Source organism: Phycicoccus sp. 3266 (assembly GCF_031456495.1).
Taxonomy (GTDB): domain Bacteria; phylum Actinomycetota; class Actinomycetes; order Actinomycetales; family Dermatophilaceae; genus Pedococcus.
The window spans coordinates 410082-429598 of sequence record NZ_JAVDUW010000003.1; the positions used below are offsets into that span (position 1 = coordinate 410082).

The window sequence follows — 19517 nt, forward strand, 5'->3', positions numbered from 1 at the left end:
GCTTCTCCTCCGAGATGTACGAGGACCGGTCGGTCGACGCCACGGCCCGCGTCGTCGACCCCGGCAGCGACGCCGACGAGCGCACCGTCGAGAACGCCCTGCGGCCCCGGCGCCTCAGCGAGTTCTCCGGGCAGTCGCGGGTGCGCGACCAGCTCTCGCTCGTGCTCGAGGCGGCGCGTCGCCGGGGGAGCGCGCCCGACCACGTCCTGCTCTCCGGGCCGCCCGGCCTCGGCAAGACGACCCTCGCCATGCTCATCGGCACCGAGCTCGAGCGCCCGATCCGGATCACCAGCGGGCCGGCGATCCAGCACGCGGGCGACCTCGCCGCCGTCCTGTCGTCCCTGTCCGAGGGCGAGGTGCTCTTCCTCGACGAGATCCACCGCATGTCCCGCTCCGCCGAGGAGATGCTGTACCTCGCGATGGAGGACTTCCGGGTCGACGTCGTGGTCGGCAAGGGCCCGGGCGCGACGGCCATCCCGTTGGAGCTCCCGCCCTTCACCGTCGTCGGCGCCACGACACGTGCCGGCCTGCTGCCGGCACCCCTGCGCGACCGCTTCGGCTTCACCGGCCACCTCGACTTCTACGCCACCGAGGACCTGGTGACGATCCTGCACCGCTCGGCACGCCTGCTCGACGTGAGCGCCGACGAGGCCGGCATCCTCGAGATCTCCCGGCGGTCCCGCGGCACGCCCCGCATCGCCAACAGGCTGCTGCGCCGCGTGCGCGACTGGGCGCAGGTGCACGGCCGCGACGTCGTCGACGAGGAGGCCGCCCACGCGGCCCTGGCCCTCTTCGACGTCGACGACCGCGGGCTCGACCGGCTCGACCGCGCCGTGCTCGACGCGCTGTGCCGCCGCTTCGCCGGGGGCCCGGTGGGCCTGTCGACCCTGGCCGTCGCAGTGGGGGAGGAGGCCGACACGGTCGAGACCGTCGCCGAGCCGTTCCTCGTGCGCGAGGGGCTCGTGACGCGTACGCCACGGGGCCGGGCCGCGACGGCGCTGGCCTGGGCGCACCTCGGTCTCACACCCCCTGCGGGCGCTGACGTGCAGGTGCCGCTGCCGCTCGAGGGCGAGGGCCGGTTCGGCGGCTGAAGCCGCCGGGGAGGTGCTTTCGGCACACCCCACGCGTAGGTCACGATTGGAACGCGACCCCCGCGGGCCACGTTGGTCGGTATGCCCGGTGTCACCTACACTCGGGCGGTCGCCCAGCCCGGCGCGTCCAAGCACCCTGCCCGAAGGACCTCTCCCATGTCGAACGGCGGCTCGTCCGCGTCCAGCCTGCTCATCTTCCTCCTGCCGGTCGCGCTGATCGTCTTCATGGTCTTCAGCCAGCGGCGCCGCCAGCGGGAGACGCAGAACCTGCAGGCGGGGCTGTCCGTGGGCGACGAGGTGTGCACGACGTCCGGCCTCTTCGGCCGCATCACCTCCCTCGACGACTCCGTCGTCACCCTCGAGGTCAGCCCGGGGGTCACCGTCCGCTTCGACCGGCGTGCGATCGGCACCAGGACGACCGCGCCGGCGACGGACGGCACCCCGTCCGCCGATGGCACCTCGTCCACCGACGCGCCCAGCACCACCGACTAGGGGTAACCAGCCCGTGGCACTCAACCCGTACACCCGCAAGCCGCTGAAGGTCCTGGCCTGGCTGGCCGCGATCACCGTGGTCCTCGGGGCGCTGCTGTTCAGCGCCAACACCTGGGGCACCGGCAGCTGGACGCCCAAGCTGGGCCTCGACCTCGAGGGCGGCACCGAGATGGTGCTGCAGCCCAAGCTGGTCGGTGCCCAGAAGGTGTCCAGCCAGCAGCTGGACCAGGCGCGCGGGATCATCGTGCAGCGCATCGACTCCAACGGTGTCTCCGGCGCGGAGGTGACCACCCGCGGCAACGACATCGTCGTGTCCATGCCGGGTGAGCCCTCGAGGCAGGACGAGGACGCGATCCGGCGCTCGTCGCAGATGCAGTTCCGCGGCGTCCTGGTCTCCGGTCCCGGCTCGCCCCAGCCGGCCCCGACCAGCACCGGAACGGCGACCGGCACCGCGACGGGCTCGCCCACCGGCACGGCCACCGGCACGGCCACCGCACCCGTCCCGACGGCGTCCGGTGCGGCCACGACGACGGCCAAGAGCGCGCTGCCCGGCTCGTTCCTCCAGGCGACGACCCCGCCGCCCACCCCCTCGGCGACCACTGGCGCGGCGACGGCCACCACCGGGGCAGCCACCCCGACGGGCACCGCCACCACCGGCGCGACCGGCGCCACGCCCACCAACCCCAACGACCTCGCCTGGGTGACCCCGGAGCTGCAGCAGCAGTTCCAGGCGCTCGACTGCTCCAAGCCGGGCGTGCTCGACAACATCGTCAACGACCCCAAGAAGCCGCTGGTCACCTGCAGCGACGACGGTGTCGAGAAGTTCATCCTCGGCCCGGTCATCGTCGACGGGAACCAGATCGACAAGGCTGCCGCCGGCTACCGCCCGCTGTCCAACGGCCAGCCCTCGAGCACCGTCGAGATCCAGCTGTCGTTCAAGTCCGCCGGCGCCAAGGCGTACGGCGAGGCGAGCAAGCGCATGGTCGGGCTCGAGTCGCCCCGCAACCGGATGGCGGCCGTCCTGGACAACCGGTCGATCGTCGCGCCGTCGTTCAACGAGGCGATCCTCAACGGCTCGGCGAGCATCACGGGCAACTTCACCATCGAGAGCGCCCGCGCCCTGGCCAACCAGCTGAAGTTCGGCGCGCTGCCGATCTCGTTCACCCTGCAGACGCGTGAGCAGATCAGCCCGACCCTGGGATCCGAGCAGCTCACCATGGGCCTGCTCGCCGGACTCGTCGGCCTGCTCCTCGTCGCGGTCTACTCGCTGTTCCAGTACCGCGCGCTCGGCTTCGTCACCGTGGCCAGCATCGCGATCGCCGGGCTGCTGACCTACCTGCTCATCACGATCCTCGGCTGGTCGCACAACTACCGACTCGACATGGCCGGCGTGACGGGCCTGGTGGTGGCGATCGGCGTGACGGCCGACTCGTTCATCGTCTACTTCGAGCGCGTCCGCGACGAGGTCCGCGAGGGCCGGCCGCTGCGTGCCGCGGTCGAGACCGGCTGGCGGCGTGCCCGCCGGACCATCCTCGTCGCCGACGGCGTCAACTTCCTCGCCGCCGTGGTGCTGTACTTCCTGGCGTCCTCCGGGGTGCGTGGCTTCGCCTTCACCCTCGGCCTCACGACGCTGCTCGACATCCTCGTCGTCTTCCTGTTCACCCACCCCGTGGTGGGGATCCTGGCGGAGACGAAGTTCTTCGGCGGCGGCCACAAGTGGTCCGGCCTCAGCCCTGAGCGCCTCGGGGCCAAGGTGACGCCGCGCTACGTGGGACGAGGTCGGTTCGCCGCACCCGCCGCCACCGCGACCCAGGGGAGCGCCCGATGATCAACTTCGCCCAGCTCGGCAACGACCTCTACACCGGCAAGCGGTCGGTCCGGTTCATCGAGAACCGCCGTCGCTGGTACACCGCGTCCGGCGTCGTCATGCTGATCGCGCTCGTGGGCCTGATCGTGTTCCGGCTCAACCTGGGCCTGGAGTTCACGGGTGGCTCGGAGTTCCGTGTCTCCACCACGCCCGCAGGCACGTCCAGCTACGAGTCCCGCGCCAAGGACGCCGTCCGCTCGGTCGGCTCGGCCCAGGACGCCAACGTCACCAAGCTCGGCAGCAACACCGTGCGGGTGCAGACCGAGCAGCTGAACGACGCGCAGTCGGCGAACGTCCGCGACGCCCTCGCCAAGGAGTTCGACGTCCCCACCGACAAGGTGAGCGCGAGCTTCATCGGCCCGTCGTGGGGTGCCTCGCTGAGCCAGCAGGCCCTGCGCGCGCTCGTCGTCTTCCTCGTGCTGACGATGCTGGTCATGGCGCTGTACTTCCGCACCTGGAAGATGGCGCTGTCGGCCCTGGTCGCCCTGGTGCACGACATGATCATCACGGTCGGCATCTACGCCCTCACCGGCTTCGAGGTGTCACCGGCGACGATGATCGGCTTCCTGACCGTCCTCGGGTACTCGCTGTACGACACCGTCGTCGTCTTCGACAAGGTGCGCGAGAACACCAACGAGGCGTTCGCCGGCAAGCGGGTCACGTACGCCCAGGCCGCCAACCTCGCCGTCAACCAGACCGTGGTCCGCTCCATCAACACCACCGTGGTCGCGCTCCTGCCGACACTGGCGGTGCTCGTCGTGGGCTTCGCGACGATCGGCCCCGGCACGCTCCTCGACCTCTCGCTCGTGCTGTTCATCGGCATGGCGATCGGCGCGTACTCCTCGATCTTCATCGCGACCCCGCTGCTCGTGACCCTGCGGGCGAAGGAGCCGGCGGTGCAGCAGCTCGAGAAGGCCGCCCTGCGCTACCAGCAGCGACACGGTGCGCCGACCTCGCACGACGTCGCCCCGCACGCCCACGAGGCGCCGGAGCCGGCGGACGGCGTCGAGGGCGAGGAGTCGGCGGACCGCGAGGGTGTCCCGGCGGCTGCGCGCACCGCGGTCGCCCGCGAGACGCACCGGTACGCCACCTCCGGCCCGCGGAACCAGCCGCGGCGTGCGCCCAAGTCGCGCCGCTGAGCCGGGCCGGAGGCACCCCATGACGACCGACGAGTCCGTCACGACCCTCGCCGAGCGTGTCGACGGCACGTTGCGCGACATCCCCGACTTCCCCGAGTCCGGGGTGGTGTTCAAGGACGTCACCCCGGTGCTCGCCGACGGTGCGCTGTTCGGGGACGTCGTGCGCGACATGGCGCAGCGGTATGCCGGGCGCGTCGACGTCGTCGCGGGCGTCGAGGCCAGAGGCTTCATCTTCGGCGCCGCCCTGGCCCACGAGCTCGGCCTCGGGTTCGTCCCGATCCGCAAGGCCGGCAAGCTGCCCGGTGCCACGGTGTCGCTGTCCTACGCGCTCGAGTACGGCAACGCGACCATCGAGGTCCACGAGGACGGCTTCGAGCCGGACGCGCGGGTGCTCGTCGTCGACGACGTGCTGGCCACCGGCGGGACCGCCGAGGCGGCCTGCAGGCTCGTCGAGCAGGTCGGCGCCACCGTGGTGGCGTTCGAGACGCTCGTCGAGCTGACCTTCCTCGACGGCCGTGACCGCCTGGCCGGGCGCGAGGTGCACACGACGGTCGTCGTCACGGGGGACTGAGACGCCCAGACCCGCGCCGGAGCCGACGCCGCATCACGTAGGCTCTTGTCATGACTGAGGACGTCGTCACCGGGCCCGTGCCCACGGGCGCGTCCTCGGCGAGCCGGGTCCGCGCCAGGCTGGCGCGTTTCGGCGCCCGCGGGGGCCCGACGAACCCCGTCCTCGAGCCGCTGCTCCAGACGGTCCGGGCCACCCACCCCAAGGCCGACCTGACCGTGATCGAGCGCGCGTACGTCGTCGCCGAGGAGGCCCACCGGGGCCAGAAGCGCAAGTCCGGGGACGCGTACATCACGCACCCGCTCGCGGTCACCACGATCCTCGCCGAGCTCGGCATGACGCCGGCCACGCTGGCTGCGGCGCTGCTGCACGACACGGTCGAGGACACGGCATACGGGCTCGACCAGCTGGAGAAGGACTTCGGCCACGAGGTCGCGATGCTCGTCGACGGCGTCACCAAGCTCGACAAGGTGACCTACGGCGACGCGGCCCAGGCCGAGACCGTCCGCAAGATGGTCGTGGCGATGGCCAAGGACATCCGCGTCCTGGTCATCAAGCTCGCCGACCGGCTGCACAACGCCCGCACGTGGCGGTACGTCTCGGTCGAGTCCGCGCAGCGCAAGGCCCGCGAGACCCTCGAGATCTACGCCCCGCTGGCGCACCGGCTCGGCATGAACACCATCAAGTGGGAGCTCGAGGACCTGTCGTTCGCGACGCTCTACCCGAAGGTGTACGACGAGATCGTCCGGCTCGTGGCCGAACGCGCCCCCGCCCGCGAGGAGTTCCTGTCGGGAGTCCGCGAGCAGGTCAGCGAGGACCTCAAGGCCGCCAAGATCAAGGCCACGGTCACCGGCCGGCCCAAGCACTACTACTCCGTGTACCAGAAGATGATCGTGCGCGGCCGCGACTTCGAGGACATCTACGACCTCGTCGCGGTACGCGTCCTCGTCGACTCGGTGCGCGACTGCTACGCGGCCCTCGGTGCGCTGCACGCGCGGTGGAACCCCCTGCCCGGGCGGTTCAAGGACTACATCGCGATGCCGAAGTTCAACATGTACCAGTCGCTGCACACGACGGTCATCGGGCCCGAGGGCAAGCCGGTCGAGATCCAGATCCGCACCCACACGATGCACCGTCGCGCCGAGTACGGCGTCGCCGCGCACTGGAAGTACAAGGAGGACGCGACCGCCTCGGCCGCGGCCACCAGGGACGGCGAGACCGGGCCGATCAGCGACATGGCGTGGCTGCGCCAGCTGCTCGACTGGCAGAAGGAGACCTCGGACCCGGGGGAGTTCCTCGACTCGCTGCGGTTCGAGATCAACGCCCGCGAGGTCTACGTCTTCACGCCCAAGGGCGAGGTCGTCGCGCTGCCCGCGGGCTCGACCCCCGTCGACTTCGCGTACGCCGTGCACACCGAGGTCGGCCACCACTGCATCGGCGGCCGGGTCAACGGCCGGCTCGTGCCGCTGGAGTCCACCCTCGAGAACGGCGACGTCGTCGAGGTGCTCACCTCCAAGGCCGACGGCGCCGGGCCGTCGCGGGACTGGCTGACCTTCGTCAAGAGCCCGCGCGCCCGCAACAAGATCAAGCAGTGGTTCTCCAAGGAGCGGCGCGAGGAGGCGATCGAGACCGGCAAGGACGCGATCGCGAAGGCGATGCGCAAGGAGGGCCTGCCGCTGCAGCGCCTGCTCACCGTGGAGACCCTCACCGGGCTGGCTTCCGAGCTGCGCTACCAGGACATCGACGCCCTGTATGCCGCGGTGGGCGAGGGGCACGTGTCCGCCCAGCACGTGGTGGGCCGGCTCGTCGCCTCGCTCGGTGGCGAGGAGGGCGCCTCGGAGGACCTCGCCGAGGCCACCACGCCGACGCGCTCGATGCGCCGCCGCTCGGGCGACCCGGGCGTGGTCGTCGTGGGGACCGCCGACGTGTGGGTCAAGCTCGCGCGCTGCTGCACTCCGGTCCCTGGTGACCCGATCATGGGCTTCATCACCCGCGGCAACGGCGTCTCGGTCCATCGCACCGACTGCACCAACGCCGAGTCGCTGCTCTCCCAGCCCGACCGGATGATCGAGGTCGAGTGGGCGCCGTCGTCGGCGTCGGTCTTCCTCGTGCAGCTCCAGGTCGAGGCGCTCGACCGCAACCGGCTGCTGTCGGACGTGACGCGGGTGCTGTCGGACCAGCACGTCAACATCCTGTCGGCGTCCGTGCAGACCTCACGGGACCGGGTGGCGATCAGCAAGTTCACGTTCGAGATGGGCGACCCGAGCCACCTCGAGCACGTCATGAAGGCAGTCCGCAGGATCGACGGCGTCTTCGACGTCTACCGGATCACCGGCACCAAGGCCACGGCCGCCAAGGCCTGACCCCCCATCGCACCCCCGCAAAACGGCAGTTGCGTACGTGAAACGGCGGTCCAGAACTGCCGTCTCACGCCAGCAACCGCCGTGTTGTCAGGGGCGCAGGCAGACGAGGGCTGCTCCGGCGAGGCAGACCAGCGCGCCGGTGCAGCGGACCCGGTCGGCCACGAGCAGCCGGCGCATCAGTGACGGGTCCGGGCCCACGCGCCCCAGCCTGCCGTGCAGGGGAGCGGCGACGAACGCAGTGGTGGCCAGCGCGATCCCGGCGCCCGCGACGGCAGTGACGAGCCAAGCCGTCAGCGGCAGGGTCGCCAGGGCCCAGGCACCGGTCGCCAGCAGCAGCAGGTACACGACCCCGACGACCGGGGTGATCGCGCGGCTGTGCCGGTCGTGGGCCTCCGGCCAGCGTGAGCCGTCGACCCGGGCCAGGGCGGGGTAGACGAGCGTGGTGACGGTCAGCTGGAAGCCTGCGTGCAGGCCGGCGGCCCCGAGCAGCGCGGCGGCCGCGGTGTCGACCACGTCGTCAGCCGCGCGGGTTCGGCCGCACCGGCCCGGGCTGGTCCAGTGCAGCCTGCATGAGGTCGGCCACCTGCGCCGTGCCAGGGCCGCCGTCGGCGCGCAGCCCCTCGACGACCCCGGACCGGTCCGCCTCGGAGCGGTTCTGGCTGAGTTTGGCCTTGGCCTCGACCCGCTCCACCACGAGCTCGACGCCCACGATGCCGCGCAGCTGCCCGGCGACGTACGCCTCGGGTGCGTCGGACACCGCCCAGGGGTGCTCCCGACCGGCCTCGTGCTCCTCGGTCAGCGCGGTGACGAGCGCGCGCAGCCACTCGATGTCGTCGTGCACGCGCACCCGCCCGGTGAGGTGTACCGTGGTGTAGTTCCACGTCGGGACCACCCGCCCGTGCTCGGCCTTCGACGCGTACCAGCTCGGTGACACGTAGGCCTGCGGTCCTCCCACGACGAGCAGGCCGGGGGAGTCTGCCCCGATCTGCTGCCAGTGCGGGTTGGCGCGTGCCAGGTGCGCGAGCACGCGGTCACCGCGCCAGAGCACCGGCAGCAGCGTCGCCGCCGGGTAGCCGTCCGGGCCGACCGAGATGAGCTCGCCCGCACCGGCCCGGGCGACCATCAGGCGCGCGGCGTCCTCGTCGTCGACCCGGTTGAACGCGGGCGCGTACACGGAGCCCCGGTCAGCCGGAGAACTCGTCGAGGTTGCCCCGGGCCTGGGCCAGCCACTGCTCCTGCGCCTCGAGCTTGGCCTGGGCGTCCTTGACCTTGCGCTCGTTGCCGGACGCCTGGGCCTTCTCCAGGTCCGCCCGGAGCGAGGCCACGGAGGCCTCGAGCTGGTCGACCATGCTCTGGGCACGCGCGGCGACCTCGGGGTTGGTCTGGTTCCAGCGCTTGTCGTCGGCGTCGCGCACGGCCTGCTCGACCCGGCGCATGCCCTTCTCCATCCGGTCCACGTCGGCGCGCGGGACCCGGCCGGCGGCATCCCACTTGTCCTGGACGGCGCGCAGGGCGGCCTTGGCGGCGTCGAGGTCGGTGACGGGCAGGATCGCCTCGGCCTCTTTGAGGAGCTCCTCCTTGACCGACAGGTTCGCGCGGTACTCCTCGTCCTCCTGCGCGGCGATCGCGTCCTTGGCGGAGAAGAACGCGTCCTGGGCGGCCTTGAACCGTTCCCACAGGGCGTCGTCGTCGGCGCGGGAGGCCCGCCCGGCCTGGCGCCAGCGGTCCATGAGCCGCTTGTACGCCCCGGCGGTCGAGCCCCAGTCGGTGCTGGTGGTCATCGACTCGGCCTCGGCGACGAGCGCCTCCTTGGCGGCCTTGGCCTCGGCCTGGGTCCCCTCGAGCTGGGCGAAGTGGACGCGGCGGGCCTTGTCGAAGCTGTTGCGGGCGGCGGAGAACCGCTGCCACAGGGCACCCTCGGTCTCGCGGTCGAGGCGGGCGCCGGAGCGCTGGTGCTTCTTCCACTCCTCGAGCAGCTCGCGCATCCGGGCTCCGCTGGCCTTCCACTGCACCTTGTTCTCGGGCTGCGCGGCGATCTTCTCGGCCTCCGCGACGATCGCCTCGCGCTCGGTCGCCGCGGCAGCGCGGGCGGCGGACCGCTCGGCGGCCTCGGTCTCGCGGCGGGCGGTGACCGCCTGCTCGATCTCGGCGACCTTGGTGTCCAGGGCGGCGAGGTCGCCGACGACGTTCGCCTCGGCGCAGTGCTCGCGCAGCTTGGCCAGGCCGTCGGCGCCGTCCTTGGCCGACAGGTCGGTCGTGGTGACGCGCTGGTGCAGCAGGTCGGCCGAGGCGTAGAGCTCGTCGTACTTGCGGGCGAAGTAGTGCAGCGCCTCCTCCGGGGTGGCACCCGGGTAGGCGCCCACCTCACGCTCGCCGTCGGTCGTGCGCACGAAGACGGTCCCGTCCTCGGCGACGCGCCCGAACGACTCTGCAGGCGGACCGCTCGGGGCGGCGGGGGTCAGCGCGGGGGCCGGCGGGTGGGCGACCTTGCGCACGGCCGCGGGAGAGGGCGGGCCCGGCTTCGGCGGGGTGGGCTTGGGCGTCTGCTCGGTCACGTCAGGCCTTCTTCTCGGTCACAGCAACCTTGAGGATGCTGATGGGTGCGTTCGGGGCGCCGTCACCGGTGCCGCCGGCCGCACCTGCTGCGGCGATCTTCTCGACAATATCCATTCCGGACGTGACCGTGCCGAAGACGGAGTAGCCGGCGGGGACGCTGCTGAGGTCGGTGTCCTTGTAGACGATGAAGAACTGGTCGGCATTCGAGTTGGGGTCGTTGGTGCGCGCCATCGCCAGCGTGCCCTTCGGGTACTTGCCGTCCTTGGGCGTGTTCTCGAGCCCGAACGTGTAGCCGGGGCCGGTGCCCGTGCCGCCGAGCGGGTCGCCGCACTGCAGCACGAAGATGCCCGAGGTGGTCACGCGGTGGCAGGGGGAGTCGGCGAAGTAGCCGTCCTTGGCGAGGGAGACGAAGGAGGCAACGGTCTGGGGCGCCCTGGCGCCGTCGAGCTGGAACGTGATGTCGCCGCAGTTCGTCGTGACGACGGCCGTGAAGGTCTTGCCGGCCGCGGTCTTCTTGTCCGGCAGCTTCTCCTTCTTGACGGTGGTCGGCGCCTTCGGGGGAGTCGTGCAGCCCGGGACCGCGGCGGTCGTGGCCGAGGCGGACGGCGCCGAGGCGGACGAGGAGGGCGCAGCAGCCGGCGTCGCGGGCTTGTCGCCGGACAGCTTGCCGGCCAGCAGGACGAAGGCCGCGACGACGACGAGGACGGCTGCCACCACCCACGCGACCTGGCGGTTGCGGGCGGCCTCGCGTTCCCTGGCGGCGATCTTGGCGTCCAACTTCTCGGCCCGTCGGCGTGCGCGGGCCCGCTCCTGCTCTCTGGTCACGCGCGTCAGTCTAGGCAGGACGCCCTCTGGCTAGGCTGCAGGCCGTGCTCACGTTCGCCTTCCCCGGCAGGGTCATCGACGCCAACTGCTACGTCCTGGCCACCGGGCCGGGCGAGGAGTGCCTCGTCGTCGACCCTGGCATCGGCATCGAGGACACCCTTCGCGAGGTCCTGCGCGAGCACCGCCTCCGTCCCGCCGCGGTGCTGCTGACCCACGGCCACCTCGACCACGTGTACTCGGTGACGCCGGTCTGCGGTGGCGACACCGCGGCATACGTCCACACCGACGACCGCTACCGGTTGGAGGACCCGCTGGCGCACATCAGCGCGCCGCTCCTCGCCATGGTGGAGCAGCAGTTCGGCGCGCGCGCCACGTGGCGCGCGCCCGAGCGGGTCGTGGAGGTGACCGGTGGGCAGACGCTCGAGCTGGCCGGGCTCACCGTCGACGTCGTCCACGCGCCCGGCCACACCGAGGGCTCCGTGCTGTTCGGTATGCCGACGGTGCCGGACGGCGTGGCCGACCAGGTGGACGTCCGCTCGACCGTCCTGACCGGTGACGTGCTGTTCGCGGGGTCGATCGGGCGCACCGACCTGCCCGGCGGCAGCGACGCTGCCATGCAGCGCTCCCTGCGCGAGGTCGTGCTGCCGCTGCCCGACACCACGCTCGTCCTCCCGGGCCACGGACCCGCGACCACGATGGACCGCGAGCGGGCGACCAACCCCTATCTGCAAGGCTTGTGACGTGAAGATCTCCCCGATCAGCGGATTCCCCGAGTACCTCCCGGCCCAGCGCATCGTCGAGCAGCACTTCCTCGACGTCATCCGGGAGACCTTCGAGCTGCACGGGTTCCCCTCGATCGAGACCCGTGCGGTCGAGCCCGTCGAGCGGCTCCTCGGCAAGGGCGGCGACACCGACAAGGAGATCTACGGCATCCGCCGCCTGGCCAACGCCGAGGACCCCGCTGCGGTCGCCGACGCCGAGCTCGGGCTGCACTTCGACCTCACCGTCCCGTTCGCGCGCTACGTGCTCGAGAACGCCGGTCACCTCGCCTTCCCGTTCCGCCGCCACCAGATCCAGAAGGTGTGGCGGGGCGAGCGACCCCAGGAGGGGCGGTACCGCGAGTTCACGCAGGCCGACATCGACGTGGTCGACGTGGGCGAGCTGGCCCCGCACTTCGAGGCCGAGATGCCGCTCGTCGTCGCGGAGGTGTTCCGCAAGCTGCCGATCGGGCGCATGGTGATCCAGGTCAACAACCGCAAGATCCCCGAGGGCTTCTACCGCGGGATCGGGATCGGCGCGCAGGATGCCACCGAGATCCAGCAGACCCTCCGCATCATCGACAAGCTCGACAAGATCGGCCCCGCCCGGGTCAAGGAGGCCCTCGTCGAGGCGGGCCGCACGCCGGAGCAGGCCGACCAGTGCCTCGCGCTGGCGTCGATCCGCACCGAGGACCTGTCCTTCGTCGAGCGGGTGCGCGAGCTCGGGGTGGAGCACCCCACCCTCGACGAGGGCCTCGAGGCGCTGGCGGCCGTCATCCGCACGGGCATGCAGAACGCGCCGGGTGCGCTGGTCGCCGAGCTGAAGATCGCCCGCGGGCTCGACTACTACACCGGCACCGTCTACGAGACGCAGCTCGAGGGGTACGAGTCGTGGGGCTCGTTCTGCTCCGGTGGCCGGTACGACTCGCTCGCCTCGGACGGCCGCACGACCTACCCCGGCGTCGGCATCTCGATCGGCGTCTCGCGCCTGCTGGGCCTGTTGCTGTCGCAGGGGCTCGTCACGGCCACCCGATCGACCCCGGCGGCCGTGCTCGTCGCCGTCACCGACGAGGAGTCCCGCGGCGCCTCCCAGGCGGTGGCCACCGCGCTGCGGGCGCGGGGCATCGCGTGCGAGGTCGCGCCGAAGCCGGCGAAGTTCGGCAAGCAGATCCGGTATGCCGAGCGGCGCGGGATCCCGTTCGTCTGGTTCGCCGGTGCTGCCGAGGGCGGTGGCGACCAGGTGAAGGACATCCGCTCCGGAGCCCAGGTCGACGCCGACGCCGCGGCGTGGAACCCTCCTGCGGAGGACCTGCACCCGCGCGTCCTGCGCACCGCTGACCGGGGCGCCGACGACGCACCCCAGGAGTAGCCGGATGACGGCCAGCCCGGTCACCGACCCGCGGTCCAGCGGGGTCCAGTGCCACGTCACCTCGCTGCCGGGTGGCCGCCTCGGCGACGAGGCGCGCCGGTTCGTCGACTGGCTCGCCGACGCGGGGCAGACGCTGTGGCAGGTCCTGCCGGTCTCGGTGCCGGACAAGCACGGTTCGCCGTACAAGTCGCCGTCCGCGTTCGCCGCGTCGCCCGCTCTGCTCGAGCACCCTGACGCGCCGGTCGACCCCGACGAGGCCAGGGCCTTCGCCGAGCAGCAGGCGTACTGGGTGCGCTCCTGGACCGACTACGGGGGCGACCTCGACGACCAGGTCCGGTTCGGCCGGGAGTGGACCGCGCTGCGGGCGTATGCCGCCGAGCGGGGCGTCCGCCTCATGGGTGACGTGCCGATCTACGTGGCGCCCGACGGCGCCGACGAGCGCGCGTGGCCCGAGTTCTTCCGCACCGACGCGGTGGCGGGTGTGCCGCCGGACGCGTATGCCGCGACCGGCCAGCTGTGGGGCAACCCCCTCTACCGCTGGGACGTCCTGCGCGAGGACGGGTACCGGTGGTGGGTCGAGCGGATGCGCCGCACGTTCGCCCTGTTCGACGTCGTGCGGGTGGACCACTTCCGCGGCTTCGCGGCCTACTGGGCGGTGCCGGCGGACGCTGAGACCGCCCTGGGCGGCCGCTGGGAGCCGGGGCCGGGGCGTGAGGTCTTCGACGCCGCCACGGCCGAGCTCGGGACCCTGCCGGTCCTGGCCGAGGACCTCGGCGACATCGACCAGCCGGTCGTGGACCTGCGCCGGGCGCTCGGCTACCCGGGGATGGCGGTGCTGCAGTTCGCCTTCGAGCCGGCGTACGCCGACAACGTCCACGACCCCGAGCGGCTCGACACCAACCAGGTCGTCTACACCGGCACCCACGACAACGACACGGTCGTCGGCTGGTGGGCGGCCCTGCCCGAGGAGCGGCGCCGGATGGCACGGGACGCGTGCCGGCACGCGGGGACGCACGCCATGATCGACGAGGAGCCGTCGTGGGCGCTGATCGAGCTGGCGCTCGCGGCTCCCTGCGGTCTCGCGGTGATGCAGGCGCAGGACGTCCTGTCGCTGGGGTCGCAGGCCCGGATGAACGCCCCCGGCATCGAGGGCGGCTGGCGCTGGCAGATGGAGCCGGGAGCGCTGACCCCCGACCTCGCGCGCCGGCTGCGCGACCTCACCGAGGCGTCAGGCCGCCTGCCCACCCGCTGAGGCGGGCGGTCGCAGCCCGCTGTCCTCGAGCTCGAGGAGTGCCAGCGCGCGGATGGTCGCCGCCTCACCGCGCCGCCACGCGCCGGTCGGGTCGTCGGAGATCGCCGCGATCTTGCGCATCGGCTGGGTGGCCATGGCCCGCAGCGCGAACAGGTCGAGGTCGGCGGCGCTGTCGATGAACCGCTGGGCTGCGCTCGCCCGGCGCACGAAGCGCCCGCGCAGGAGGGCCCACGCGAGGCCCACGACCAGGATCGGGACGAGCGCGGTCACCCACCCGAGGATGTTCGCCAGCTGCGTCACCGCGTCGACCAGGTCGGTGCCGGCCTGCTCGATCGTCGTCCCGGCGCCGCTCGCCTGCCGGAAGGGCGCGGCGATCCGGTCGCCGACCAGCGGCACGTCGCGCACCGTGTCCCCGGCGCTGGTCATCTGCTGGCGGAAGCCGCTGCCGGCGCTCTGCAGCCGGCGACCCGGGGCCGCCAGCTCCATCGTCGAGTCGTGGACGAACCGGCCCACCCATGCCCAGACGCACACCCAGGCGAACATGCCCACGTCGGCGAGGATCTGCGCGGTGCGTCGGCCGGGCAGGTCTGCGTAGAGCTTCATGCCGCCTACACTCCCATCCGTGCCACCTCCCAGCGCGCTCGAACGGGCCGTGCGGGGCTGGCTGGACCACCTCGACGTCGAGCGCGGCGCGAGCCCGCACACGCTCTCCTCCTACCGGCGCGACCTGGCCCGTTGGACGGCATACCTGCAGGCCAGGGGGGTCACGGCGCCGGGTGACGTGCGCGAGGGGCACGTCACGGACTTCCTCGCCTCGCTGCGCGAGGGCAGCGAGGGGCACCCGCCGCTGGCCGCGTCGTCGGCCGCCCGCACGCTGGTCGCGGTCCGCGGCTTCCACCGTTTCCTGGCGCTCGAGGGCGACGTCGCGACCGACCCGACGGCCGCCGTCAGCCCGCCCACGCCGCCCGCCCGGCTGCCGAAGGCCATCACGGTCGAGGAGGTCGAGCGGCTGCTCGCCGCCGCCGGCGTGGGCGACACGCCCGTGGCCTTGCGCGACCGGGCCCTGCTCGAGGTCCTCTACGGCGCCGGCGCGCGCATCAGCGAGGCCGTCGGCCTCGACGTCGACGACATCGACACCGACGAGGGCGTGGTGCGGCTCTTCGGCAAGGGCCGCAAGGAGCGGATCGTCCCCCTCGGCTCGTATGCCGCGCAGGCGCTGGACGCGTACCTCGTCCGGGGGCGTCCGGCGCTCGCGACGCAGGGGAGGGGAACCGCTGCCGTGTTCCTCAACCAGCGGGGGAACCGGCTCTCGCGGCAGTCGGCGTGGGCGGCGATCCGGGCCGCCGCCGAACGGGCCGACCTGTCCGGGCACCTGTCGCCGCACACGCTGCGCCACTCGTTCGCGACGCACCTGCTCGACGGCGGGGCGGACGTGCGGGTCGTGCAGGAGCTGCTGGGCCACGCCTCGGTCACCACGACCCAGATCTACACGCTGGTCACGGTGCAGCGGCTGCGGGAGGTCTACGCCCAGTCGCACCCGCGGGCCCGGTGACCCCGCTCGACGCAACCGCGTCCCCGTCGGCGCCGTGACCACGGTTCGCGGCATACCCGCTGATAGGGTCGGGGCGATCAGCGAGAGGCTGACCGACGAACGCAACCTCACCGGGAGTGAAACGCCTGTGGACCCTGAGGCGACCACGACGCACCACCAGCCGTCGCCGTCACCCGAGGCGGCCCCCCACACCTCCCCGTCGGCCGACGGCCGGCTCCCCGGGATCGAGGCCGCCGCCGCGGGCCAGGTCGGCCCCACCGGGCGACCGATGCCCGACTTCCCCGAGCCGCCGGAGCTCGACGGCCACGGCCCGGCCCGCATCATCGCCATGTGCAACCAGAAGGGTGGCGTCGGCAAGACGACGACCACGATCAACCTGGGTGCCGCCCTGGCCGAGGTCGGCCGCCGCGTGCTGCTCGTCGACTTCGACCCGCAGGGGGCGCTGTCCGTCGGCCTCGGCGTGCGTGCCAACGAGCTCGACGTGACGATCTACAACCTGCTCATCGAGCGCGGCCACGACGTCCGCGAGGTCATCCAGGAGACGGCCACAGAGAACCTCGACGTCATCCCGGCGAACATCGACCTGTCGGCCGCCGAGGTCCAGCTCGTCGGCGAGGTGGCGCGCGAGCAGATCCTGGCCCGGGTGCTGCGCCCGGTCATGGACGACTACGACGTCATCCTCATCGACTGCCAGCCCTCGCTCGGCCTGCTGACCGTCAACGCGCTCACCGCCGCCCACGGCGTGGTGATCCCGCTCGAGTGCGAGTTCTTCGCCATGCGCGGTGTCGCCCTGCTCGTGGAGACGATCGACAAGATCACCGACCGGCTCAACCCGCGCCTGCAGGTCGACGGCATCCTCGCGACGATGTTCGACTCGCGGACCCTGCACTCCAAGGAGGTCGTGCGCAGCGTCGTCGACCACTTCGGCGACCAGGTGTTCCACACCGTCATCAGCCGCACCGTGAAGTTCCCCGACGCCACCCTGGCGGCCGAGCCGATCACGTCCTACGCCTCCACCCACGGCGCGGCCGCGGCCTACCGCCAGCTCGCCCGCGAGCTCATCGCTCGGGGCGGTGCGGCCTGACCGCGGTGACCCAGGAGCCGGTGGCGGCGGCCGAGGAGCAGGCCCCCACCCCTGAGCAGGACCAGATCACGCCGGGAGGCGTCATCACCCGGCGGGGCGCCGTCACGCCGTTCGAGGTGCACCTCGACGTGTTCTCCGGCCCGTTCGACCTGCTGCTCGGCCTGATCAGCAAGCACAAGCTCGACATCACCGAGATCGCGCTGGCCAAGGTCACCGACGAGTTCATCGCGCACATCAAGGCGGCCCGCGAAGCCGACCGGGACTGGGACCTGTCGCAGGCCTCGGAGTTCCTGCTCATCGCGGCGACGCTGCTCGACCTCAAGGCCTCGCGGCTGCTGCCGCAGACCGGCCCGCAGGACGAGGAGGACCTCGCGCTCATCGAGGCGCGCGACCTGCTGTTCGCGCGGCTGCTGCAGTACCGCGCCTTCAAGGACATCGCCTTCACCTTCGCCGACCGGATGGCGACCGCCGGGCGGATGACCCCGCGCCAGGCCGGGCTCGAGCCGCAGTTCGCCAAGCTCCTGCCCGAGCTCGTCATGGGCATCACGCCCGAGCAGCTGGCCATGATCGCGGCCAAGGCGATGACGCCGAAGGTGGCGCCGTCGGTGGGCCTGGACCACCTGCACGCGCCGCAGGTCAGCGTGCGCGAGCAGGCGGGCATCATCGGCAGCCGGCTGCGGTCGGAGCGCGTGTGCTCGTTCCGGGCGCTGGTCGCCGACGCCGACAGCACGCTCGTCATCGTGGCGCGGTTCCTGGCGCTGCTCGAGCTGTTCCGGGAGGCCGCGATCGCCTTCGAGCAGGCCGAGGCGCTGGGGGAGCTGACGGTGCGCTGGACCGGCACCGACGAGGGGGACATCGACGTGAGCGACGAGTTCGACGAGGGCGACGCCGACGAGCAGCCCGACCAGACGACGCAGGAGAGCGCCGACCATGAGTGAGCAGCAGCCCGAACCCGCCGTCGAGGAGCCGGTCGTCGAGGAGCAGATCGCCTTCGACGTCAACGACTTCCCGGGTGGTGCGCGGTCGGCGATCGAGGCCGTCCTCATGGTCGTCGACGAGCCCGTCGCCGAGGTCGCGCTGGCCTCCGCCCTCGAGCTGCCCGTCGACGACGTGCGCGAGCACCTCCACGGGCTGGAGCGCGAGTATGCCGAGCAGCAGCGCGGGTTCACCCTGCGCAGCGTCGCCGGTGGCTGGCGCGTGTACAGCCGCAGCGACTACGCGCCGGTCGTCGAGAAGTTCCTGCTCGACGGCCAGCAGGCCAAGCTGACCCAGGCCTCGCTCGAGACGCTGGCCGTCATCGCCTACCGCCAGCCGATCTCCCGCTCGCGGGTCAGCGCCGTCCGTGGCGTCAACGTCGACGGTGTCGTGCGCACCCTGCTCAACCGTGGCCTCATCGAGGAGCTCGGCGCCGAGGGCGACTCCGGCGCAGTCCTCTACGGGACCACCGACTACTTCCTTCAGCGCCTCGGCCTCGGCTCGATCGACGAGCTGCCGGCCCTGGCTCCCTACCTCCCGGAGGTCGACGTGCTCGACGAGATCGCAGAGCAGGGTCGCGCATGACCCCGCCGAAGAACCGTGGCGGCGCCGGTGGCGGCCGCCCCCAGCGCCCCTCGCGAGGGGGGGCGGGCTCCGGCGGCGGTCGTCCCGCCTCCGGCGGCGGCCGTCCCGGAGCGCCGGGGGGCCGCAGCCGCGGCGCCGGGGCGGGCAGCGGGGGAGGGCCGGTCCCGAAGCGGTCCGACCGCCCCCAGCGCGGCAGCGCCGGCACGACCAAGCGCAGCCAGCCCACGCGCGTCCCGCGCGAGGCTGCCCGGCCGGACGTCGACGTCCACGACCCCGACGGCATCCGCCTGCAGAAGCTGCTCGCCGCGGCCGGCGTCGGCTCCCGGCGCGTGTGCGAGAACCTCATCGCCGAGGGGCGGGTGGAGGTCGACGGGCAGGTCGTGACCGAGCTCGGCGTGCGGATCCGCACCGATCAGGTGGTGCACGTCGACGGCACACGGGTCCAGCTCGACGAGAGCCGGCTCTACTTCGCGTTCAACAAGCCGCTCGGCGTCGTCACGACGATGAACGACGAGCTCGGCCGGATCAACATCGGCGACTACGTCGGCAACCGCGAGCAGCGGCTGTTCCACGTCGGCCGGCTCGACGCCGACACCGAGGGCCTGCTCATCCTCACCAACGACGGCGACCTCGCCCACCGGCTGCAGCACCCGCAGTACGGCGTGCTCAAGACCTACCTCGCCCAGATCGCCGGTCCGGTCCCGCGTGACCTCGGCCGGCGGCTGCGCGAGGGCGTCGACCTCGACGACGGGCCGGCGAGCGTCGACTCGTTCCGCGTCGTGGACTCCCAGCCGGGCCGCGCCCTCGTCGAGGTCGTGCTCCACGAGGGGCGCAAGCACATCGTGCGCCGCCTGCTCGACGCCGTCGGGCACCCCGTGCTCTCGCTCGTCCGCACGCAGGTCGGCCCGATCCACCTCGGCGACACCAAGCCCGGCAAGATGCGCAAGCTCAACAGCGACGAGGTCGGCAAGCTCTACGCCGCCGCTGGTCTCTGACCGGCCGGCCGAGTCGACGGCCGCAGGCGGGCTCGTCCGTGGGCAC

Annotated in this window: 19 protein-coding genes; 14 read left to right on the forward strand and 5 right to left on the reverse strand. The window is 72.4% G+C overall.

Annotation, left to right across the window (positions count from 1 at the left end):
• Window positions 1–14 precede the first annotated feature (14 nt).
• The 6 genes from ruvB to J2X64_RS16375 all read left to right on the forward strand — a co-directional run bounded on the left by ruvB (window position 15) and on the right by J2X64_RS16375 (window position 7520).
• Window positions 15–1091 carry a Holliday junction branch migration DNA helicase RuvB gene (gene ruvB, locus J2X64_RS16350; RefSeq protein ID WP_310157569.1) on the forward strand — a complete coding sequence of 359 codons (1077 nt, stop codon included), beginning with the start codon at window positions 15–17 and terminating at the stop codon, window positions 1089–1091.
• 156 nt (window positions 1092–1247) lie between these two features.
• Complete coding sequence (gene yajC, locus J2X64_RS16355) at window positions 1248–1583, forward strand: preprotein translocase subunit YajC (protein ID WP_310156790.1); 336 nt, start codon at window positions 1248–1250, stop codon at window positions 1581–1583.
• A gap of 13 nt (window positions 1584–1596) precedes the next feature.
• Complete coding sequence (gene secD, locus J2X64_RS16360) at window positions 1597–3411, forward strand: protein translocase subunit SecD (protein ID WP_310156791.1); 1815 nt, start codon at window positions 1597–1599, stop codon at window positions 3409–3411.
• Window positions 3408–4589 carry a protein translocase subunit SecF gene (gene secF, locus J2X64_RS16365; RefSeq protein ID WP_310156793.1) on the forward strand — a complete coding sequence of 394 codons (1182 nt, stop codon included), beginning with the start codon at window positions 3408–3410 and terminating at the stop codon, window positions 4587–4589. The genes secD and secF overlap by 4 nt, the downstream gene beginning before the upstream one ends.
• Window positions 4590–4608: 19 nt before the next feature.
• Window positions 4609–5160 (forward strand): adenine phosphoribosyltransferase, encoded by a 552-nt coding sequence (locus J2X64_RS16370; RefSeq protein ID WP_310156795.1) that lies wholly within the window; start codon window positions 4609–4611, stop codon window positions 5158–5160.
• Window positions 5161–5210: 50 nt separating this feature from the next.
• On the forward strand, window positions 5211–7520 hold the full coding sequence (locus J2X64_RS16375; RefSeq protein WP_310156797.1) for a bifunctional (p)ppGpp synthetase/guanosine-3',5'-bis(diphosphate) 3'-pyrophosphohydrolase: 2310 nt from the start codon (window positions 5211–5213) through the stop codon (window positions 7518–7520).
• A gap of 87 nt (window positions 7521–7607) precedes the next feature.
• Here the strand turns inward: J2X64_RS16375 and J2X64_RS16380 are convergent, their stop codons facing one another.
• Genes J2X64_RS16380 through J2X64_RS16395 form a run of 4 tightly spaced genes read right to left on the reverse strand, consistent with a single transcriptional unit; the run spans window position 7608 to window position 10901 of the window.
• A complete protein-coding gene (locus tag J2X64_RS16380; protein WP_310156799.1) occupies window positions 7608–8033 on the reverse strand; it encodes a hypothetical protein in 426 nt (141 codons plus the stop codon).
• A gap of 4 nt (window positions 8034–8037) precedes the next feature.
• Entirely contained in the window at window positions 8038–8694 is a 657-nt protein-coding gene (locus tag J2X64_RS16385) for an FMN-binding negative transcriptional regulator (RefSeq protein WP_310156801.1), read from the reverse strand.
• A gap of 10 nt (window positions 8695–8704) precedes the next feature.
• Entirely contained in the window at window positions 8705–10075 is a 1371-nt protein-coding gene (locus J2X64_RS16390) for a DUF349 domain-containing protein (protein WP_310156803.1), read from the reverse strand.
• A 1-nt stretch (window position 10076) separates the two neighbouring features.
• The gene (locus J2X64_RS16395) at window positions 10077–10901 is read right to left on the reverse strand and encodes a peptidylprolyl isomerase (RefSeq protein ID WP_310156804.1); all 825 of its coding nucleotides are present in this window, start codon (window positions 10899–10901) and stop codon (window positions 10077–10079) included.
• Between the two features lie 44 nt (window positions 10902–10945).
• On the opposite strand from J2X64_RS16395, the gene J2X64_RS16400 reads away from it, so the two are divergent.
• Genes J2X64_RS16400 through J2X64_RS16410 form a run of 3 tightly spaced genes read left to right on the forward strand, consistent with a single transcriptional unit; the run spans window position 10946 to window position 14280 of the window.
• Window positions 10946–11641 (forward strand): MBL fold metallo-hydrolase, encoded by a 696-nt coding sequence (locus J2X64_RS16400; protein ID WP_310156806.1) that lies wholly within the window; start codon window positions 10946–10948, stop codon window positions 11639–11641.
• A gap of 1 nt (window position 11642) precedes the next feature.
• Window positions 11643–13028, forward strand: coding sequence for a histidine--tRNA ligase (gene hisS / locus J2X64_RS16405; RefSeq protein WP_310156809.1), 1386 nt, complete (start codon window positions 11643–11645; stop codon window positions 13026–13028).
• A gap of 4 nt (window positions 13029–13032) precedes the next feature.
• On the forward strand, window positions 13033–14280 hold the full coding sequence (locus J2X64_RS16410) for a 4-alpha-glucanotransferase (RefSeq protein WP_310156811.1): 1248 nt from the start codon (window positions 13033–13035) through the stop codon (window positions 14278–14280).
• Here J2X64_RS16410 and J2X64_RS16415 read toward each other — a convergent pair.
• Window positions 14257–14883 (reverse strand): hypothetical protein, encoded by a 627-nt coding sequence (locus J2X64_RS16415; protein ID WP_310156813.1) that lies wholly within the window; start codon window positions 14881–14883, stop codon window positions 14257–14259. The genes J2X64_RS16410 and J2X64_RS16415 overlap by 24 nt on opposite strands.
• Here J2X64_RS16415 and xerD point away from each other — a divergent pair.
• The 5 genes from xerD (at window position 14882) to J2X64_RS16440 (ending at window position 19471) form a co-directional block, all read left to right on the forward strand.
• Window positions 14882–15832, forward strand: coding sequence for a site-specific tyrosine recombinase XerD (gene xerD, locus J2X64_RS16420; protein ID WP_310156815.1), 951 nt, complete (start codon window positions 14882–14884; stop codon window positions 15830–15832). The two genes, J2X64_RS16415 and xerD, sit on opposite strands and share 2 nt — an antisense overlap.
• A gap of 76 nt (window positions 15833–15908) precedes the next feature.
• Complete coding sequence (locus J2X64_RS16425; RefSeq protein WP_397444085.1) at window positions 15909–16916, forward strand: ParA family protein; 1008 nt, start codon at window positions 15909–15911, stop codon at window positions 16914–16916.
• Complete coding sequence (locus J2X64_RS16430; protein WP_397444086.1) at window positions 16913–17854, forward strand: segregation and condensation protein A; 942 nt, start codon at window positions 16913–16915, stop codon at window positions 17852–17854. Before J2X64_RS16425 ends, J2X64_RS16430 begins: the two co-directional genes overlap by 4 nt.
• The gene (scpB, locus tag J2X64_RS16435) at window positions 17847–18476 is read left to right on the forward strand and encodes an SMC-Scp complex subunit ScpB (RefSeq protein ID WP_310156817.1); all 630 of its coding nucleotides are present in this window, start codon (window positions 17847–17849) and stop codon (window positions 18474–18476) included. Before J2X64_RS16430 ends, scpB begins: the two co-directional genes overlap by 8 nt.
• The gene (locus J2X64_RS16440; protein ID WP_310156819.1) at window positions 18473–19471 is read left to right on the forward strand and encodes a pseudouridine synthase; all 999 of its coding nucleotides are present in this window, start codon (window positions 18473–18475) and stop codon (window positions 19469–19471) included. Before scpB ends, J2X64_RS16440 begins: the two co-directional genes overlap by 4 nt.
• The last annotated feature ends 46 nt before the right edge of the window (window positions 19472–19517 follow it).

Bases quoted from the DNA above. Each gene is read 5' to 3' on its own strand.
- scpB (WP_310156817.1), top strand. From the start codon at position 17,847: ATGAGTGAGCAGCAGCCCGAACCCGCCGTCGAGGAGCCGGTCGTCGAG.
- J2X64_RS16440 (WP_310156819.1), top strand. From the start codon at position 18,473: ATGACCCCGCCGAAGAACCGTGGCGGCGCCGGTGGCGGCCGCCCCCAG.
- J2X64_RS16375 (WP_310156797.1), top strand. From the start codon at position 5,211: ATGACTGAGGACGTCGTCACCGGGCCCGTGCCCACGGGCGCGTCCTCG.
- secF (WP_310156793.1), top strand. From the start codon at position 3,408: ATGATCAACTTCGCCCAGCTCGGCAACGACCTCTACACCGGCAAGCGG.
- J2X64_RS16415 (WP_310156813.1), bottom strand. From the start codon at position 14,883: ATGAAGCTCTACGCAGACCTGCCCGGCCGACGCACCGCGCAGATCCTC.
- ruvB (WP_310157569.1), top strand. From the start codon at position 15: ATGTACGAGGACCGGTCGGTCGACGCCACGGCCCGCGTCGTCGACCCC.
- xerD (WP_310156815.1), top strand. From the start codon at position 14,882: ATGCCGCCTACACTCCCATCCGTGCCACCTCCCAGCGCGCTCGAACGG.
- J2X64_RS16370 (WP_310156795.1), top strand. From the start codon at position 4,609: ATGACGACCGACGAGTCCGTCACGACCCTCGCCGAGCGTGTCGACGGC.
- yajC (WP_310156790.1), top strand. From the start codon at position 1,248: ATGTCGAACGGCGGCTCGTCCGCGTCCAGCCTGCTCATCTTCCTCCTG.
- J2X64_RS16410 (WP_310156811.1), top strand. From the start codon at position 13,033: ATGACGGCCAGCCCGGTCACCGACCCGCGGTCCAGCGGGGTCCAGTGC.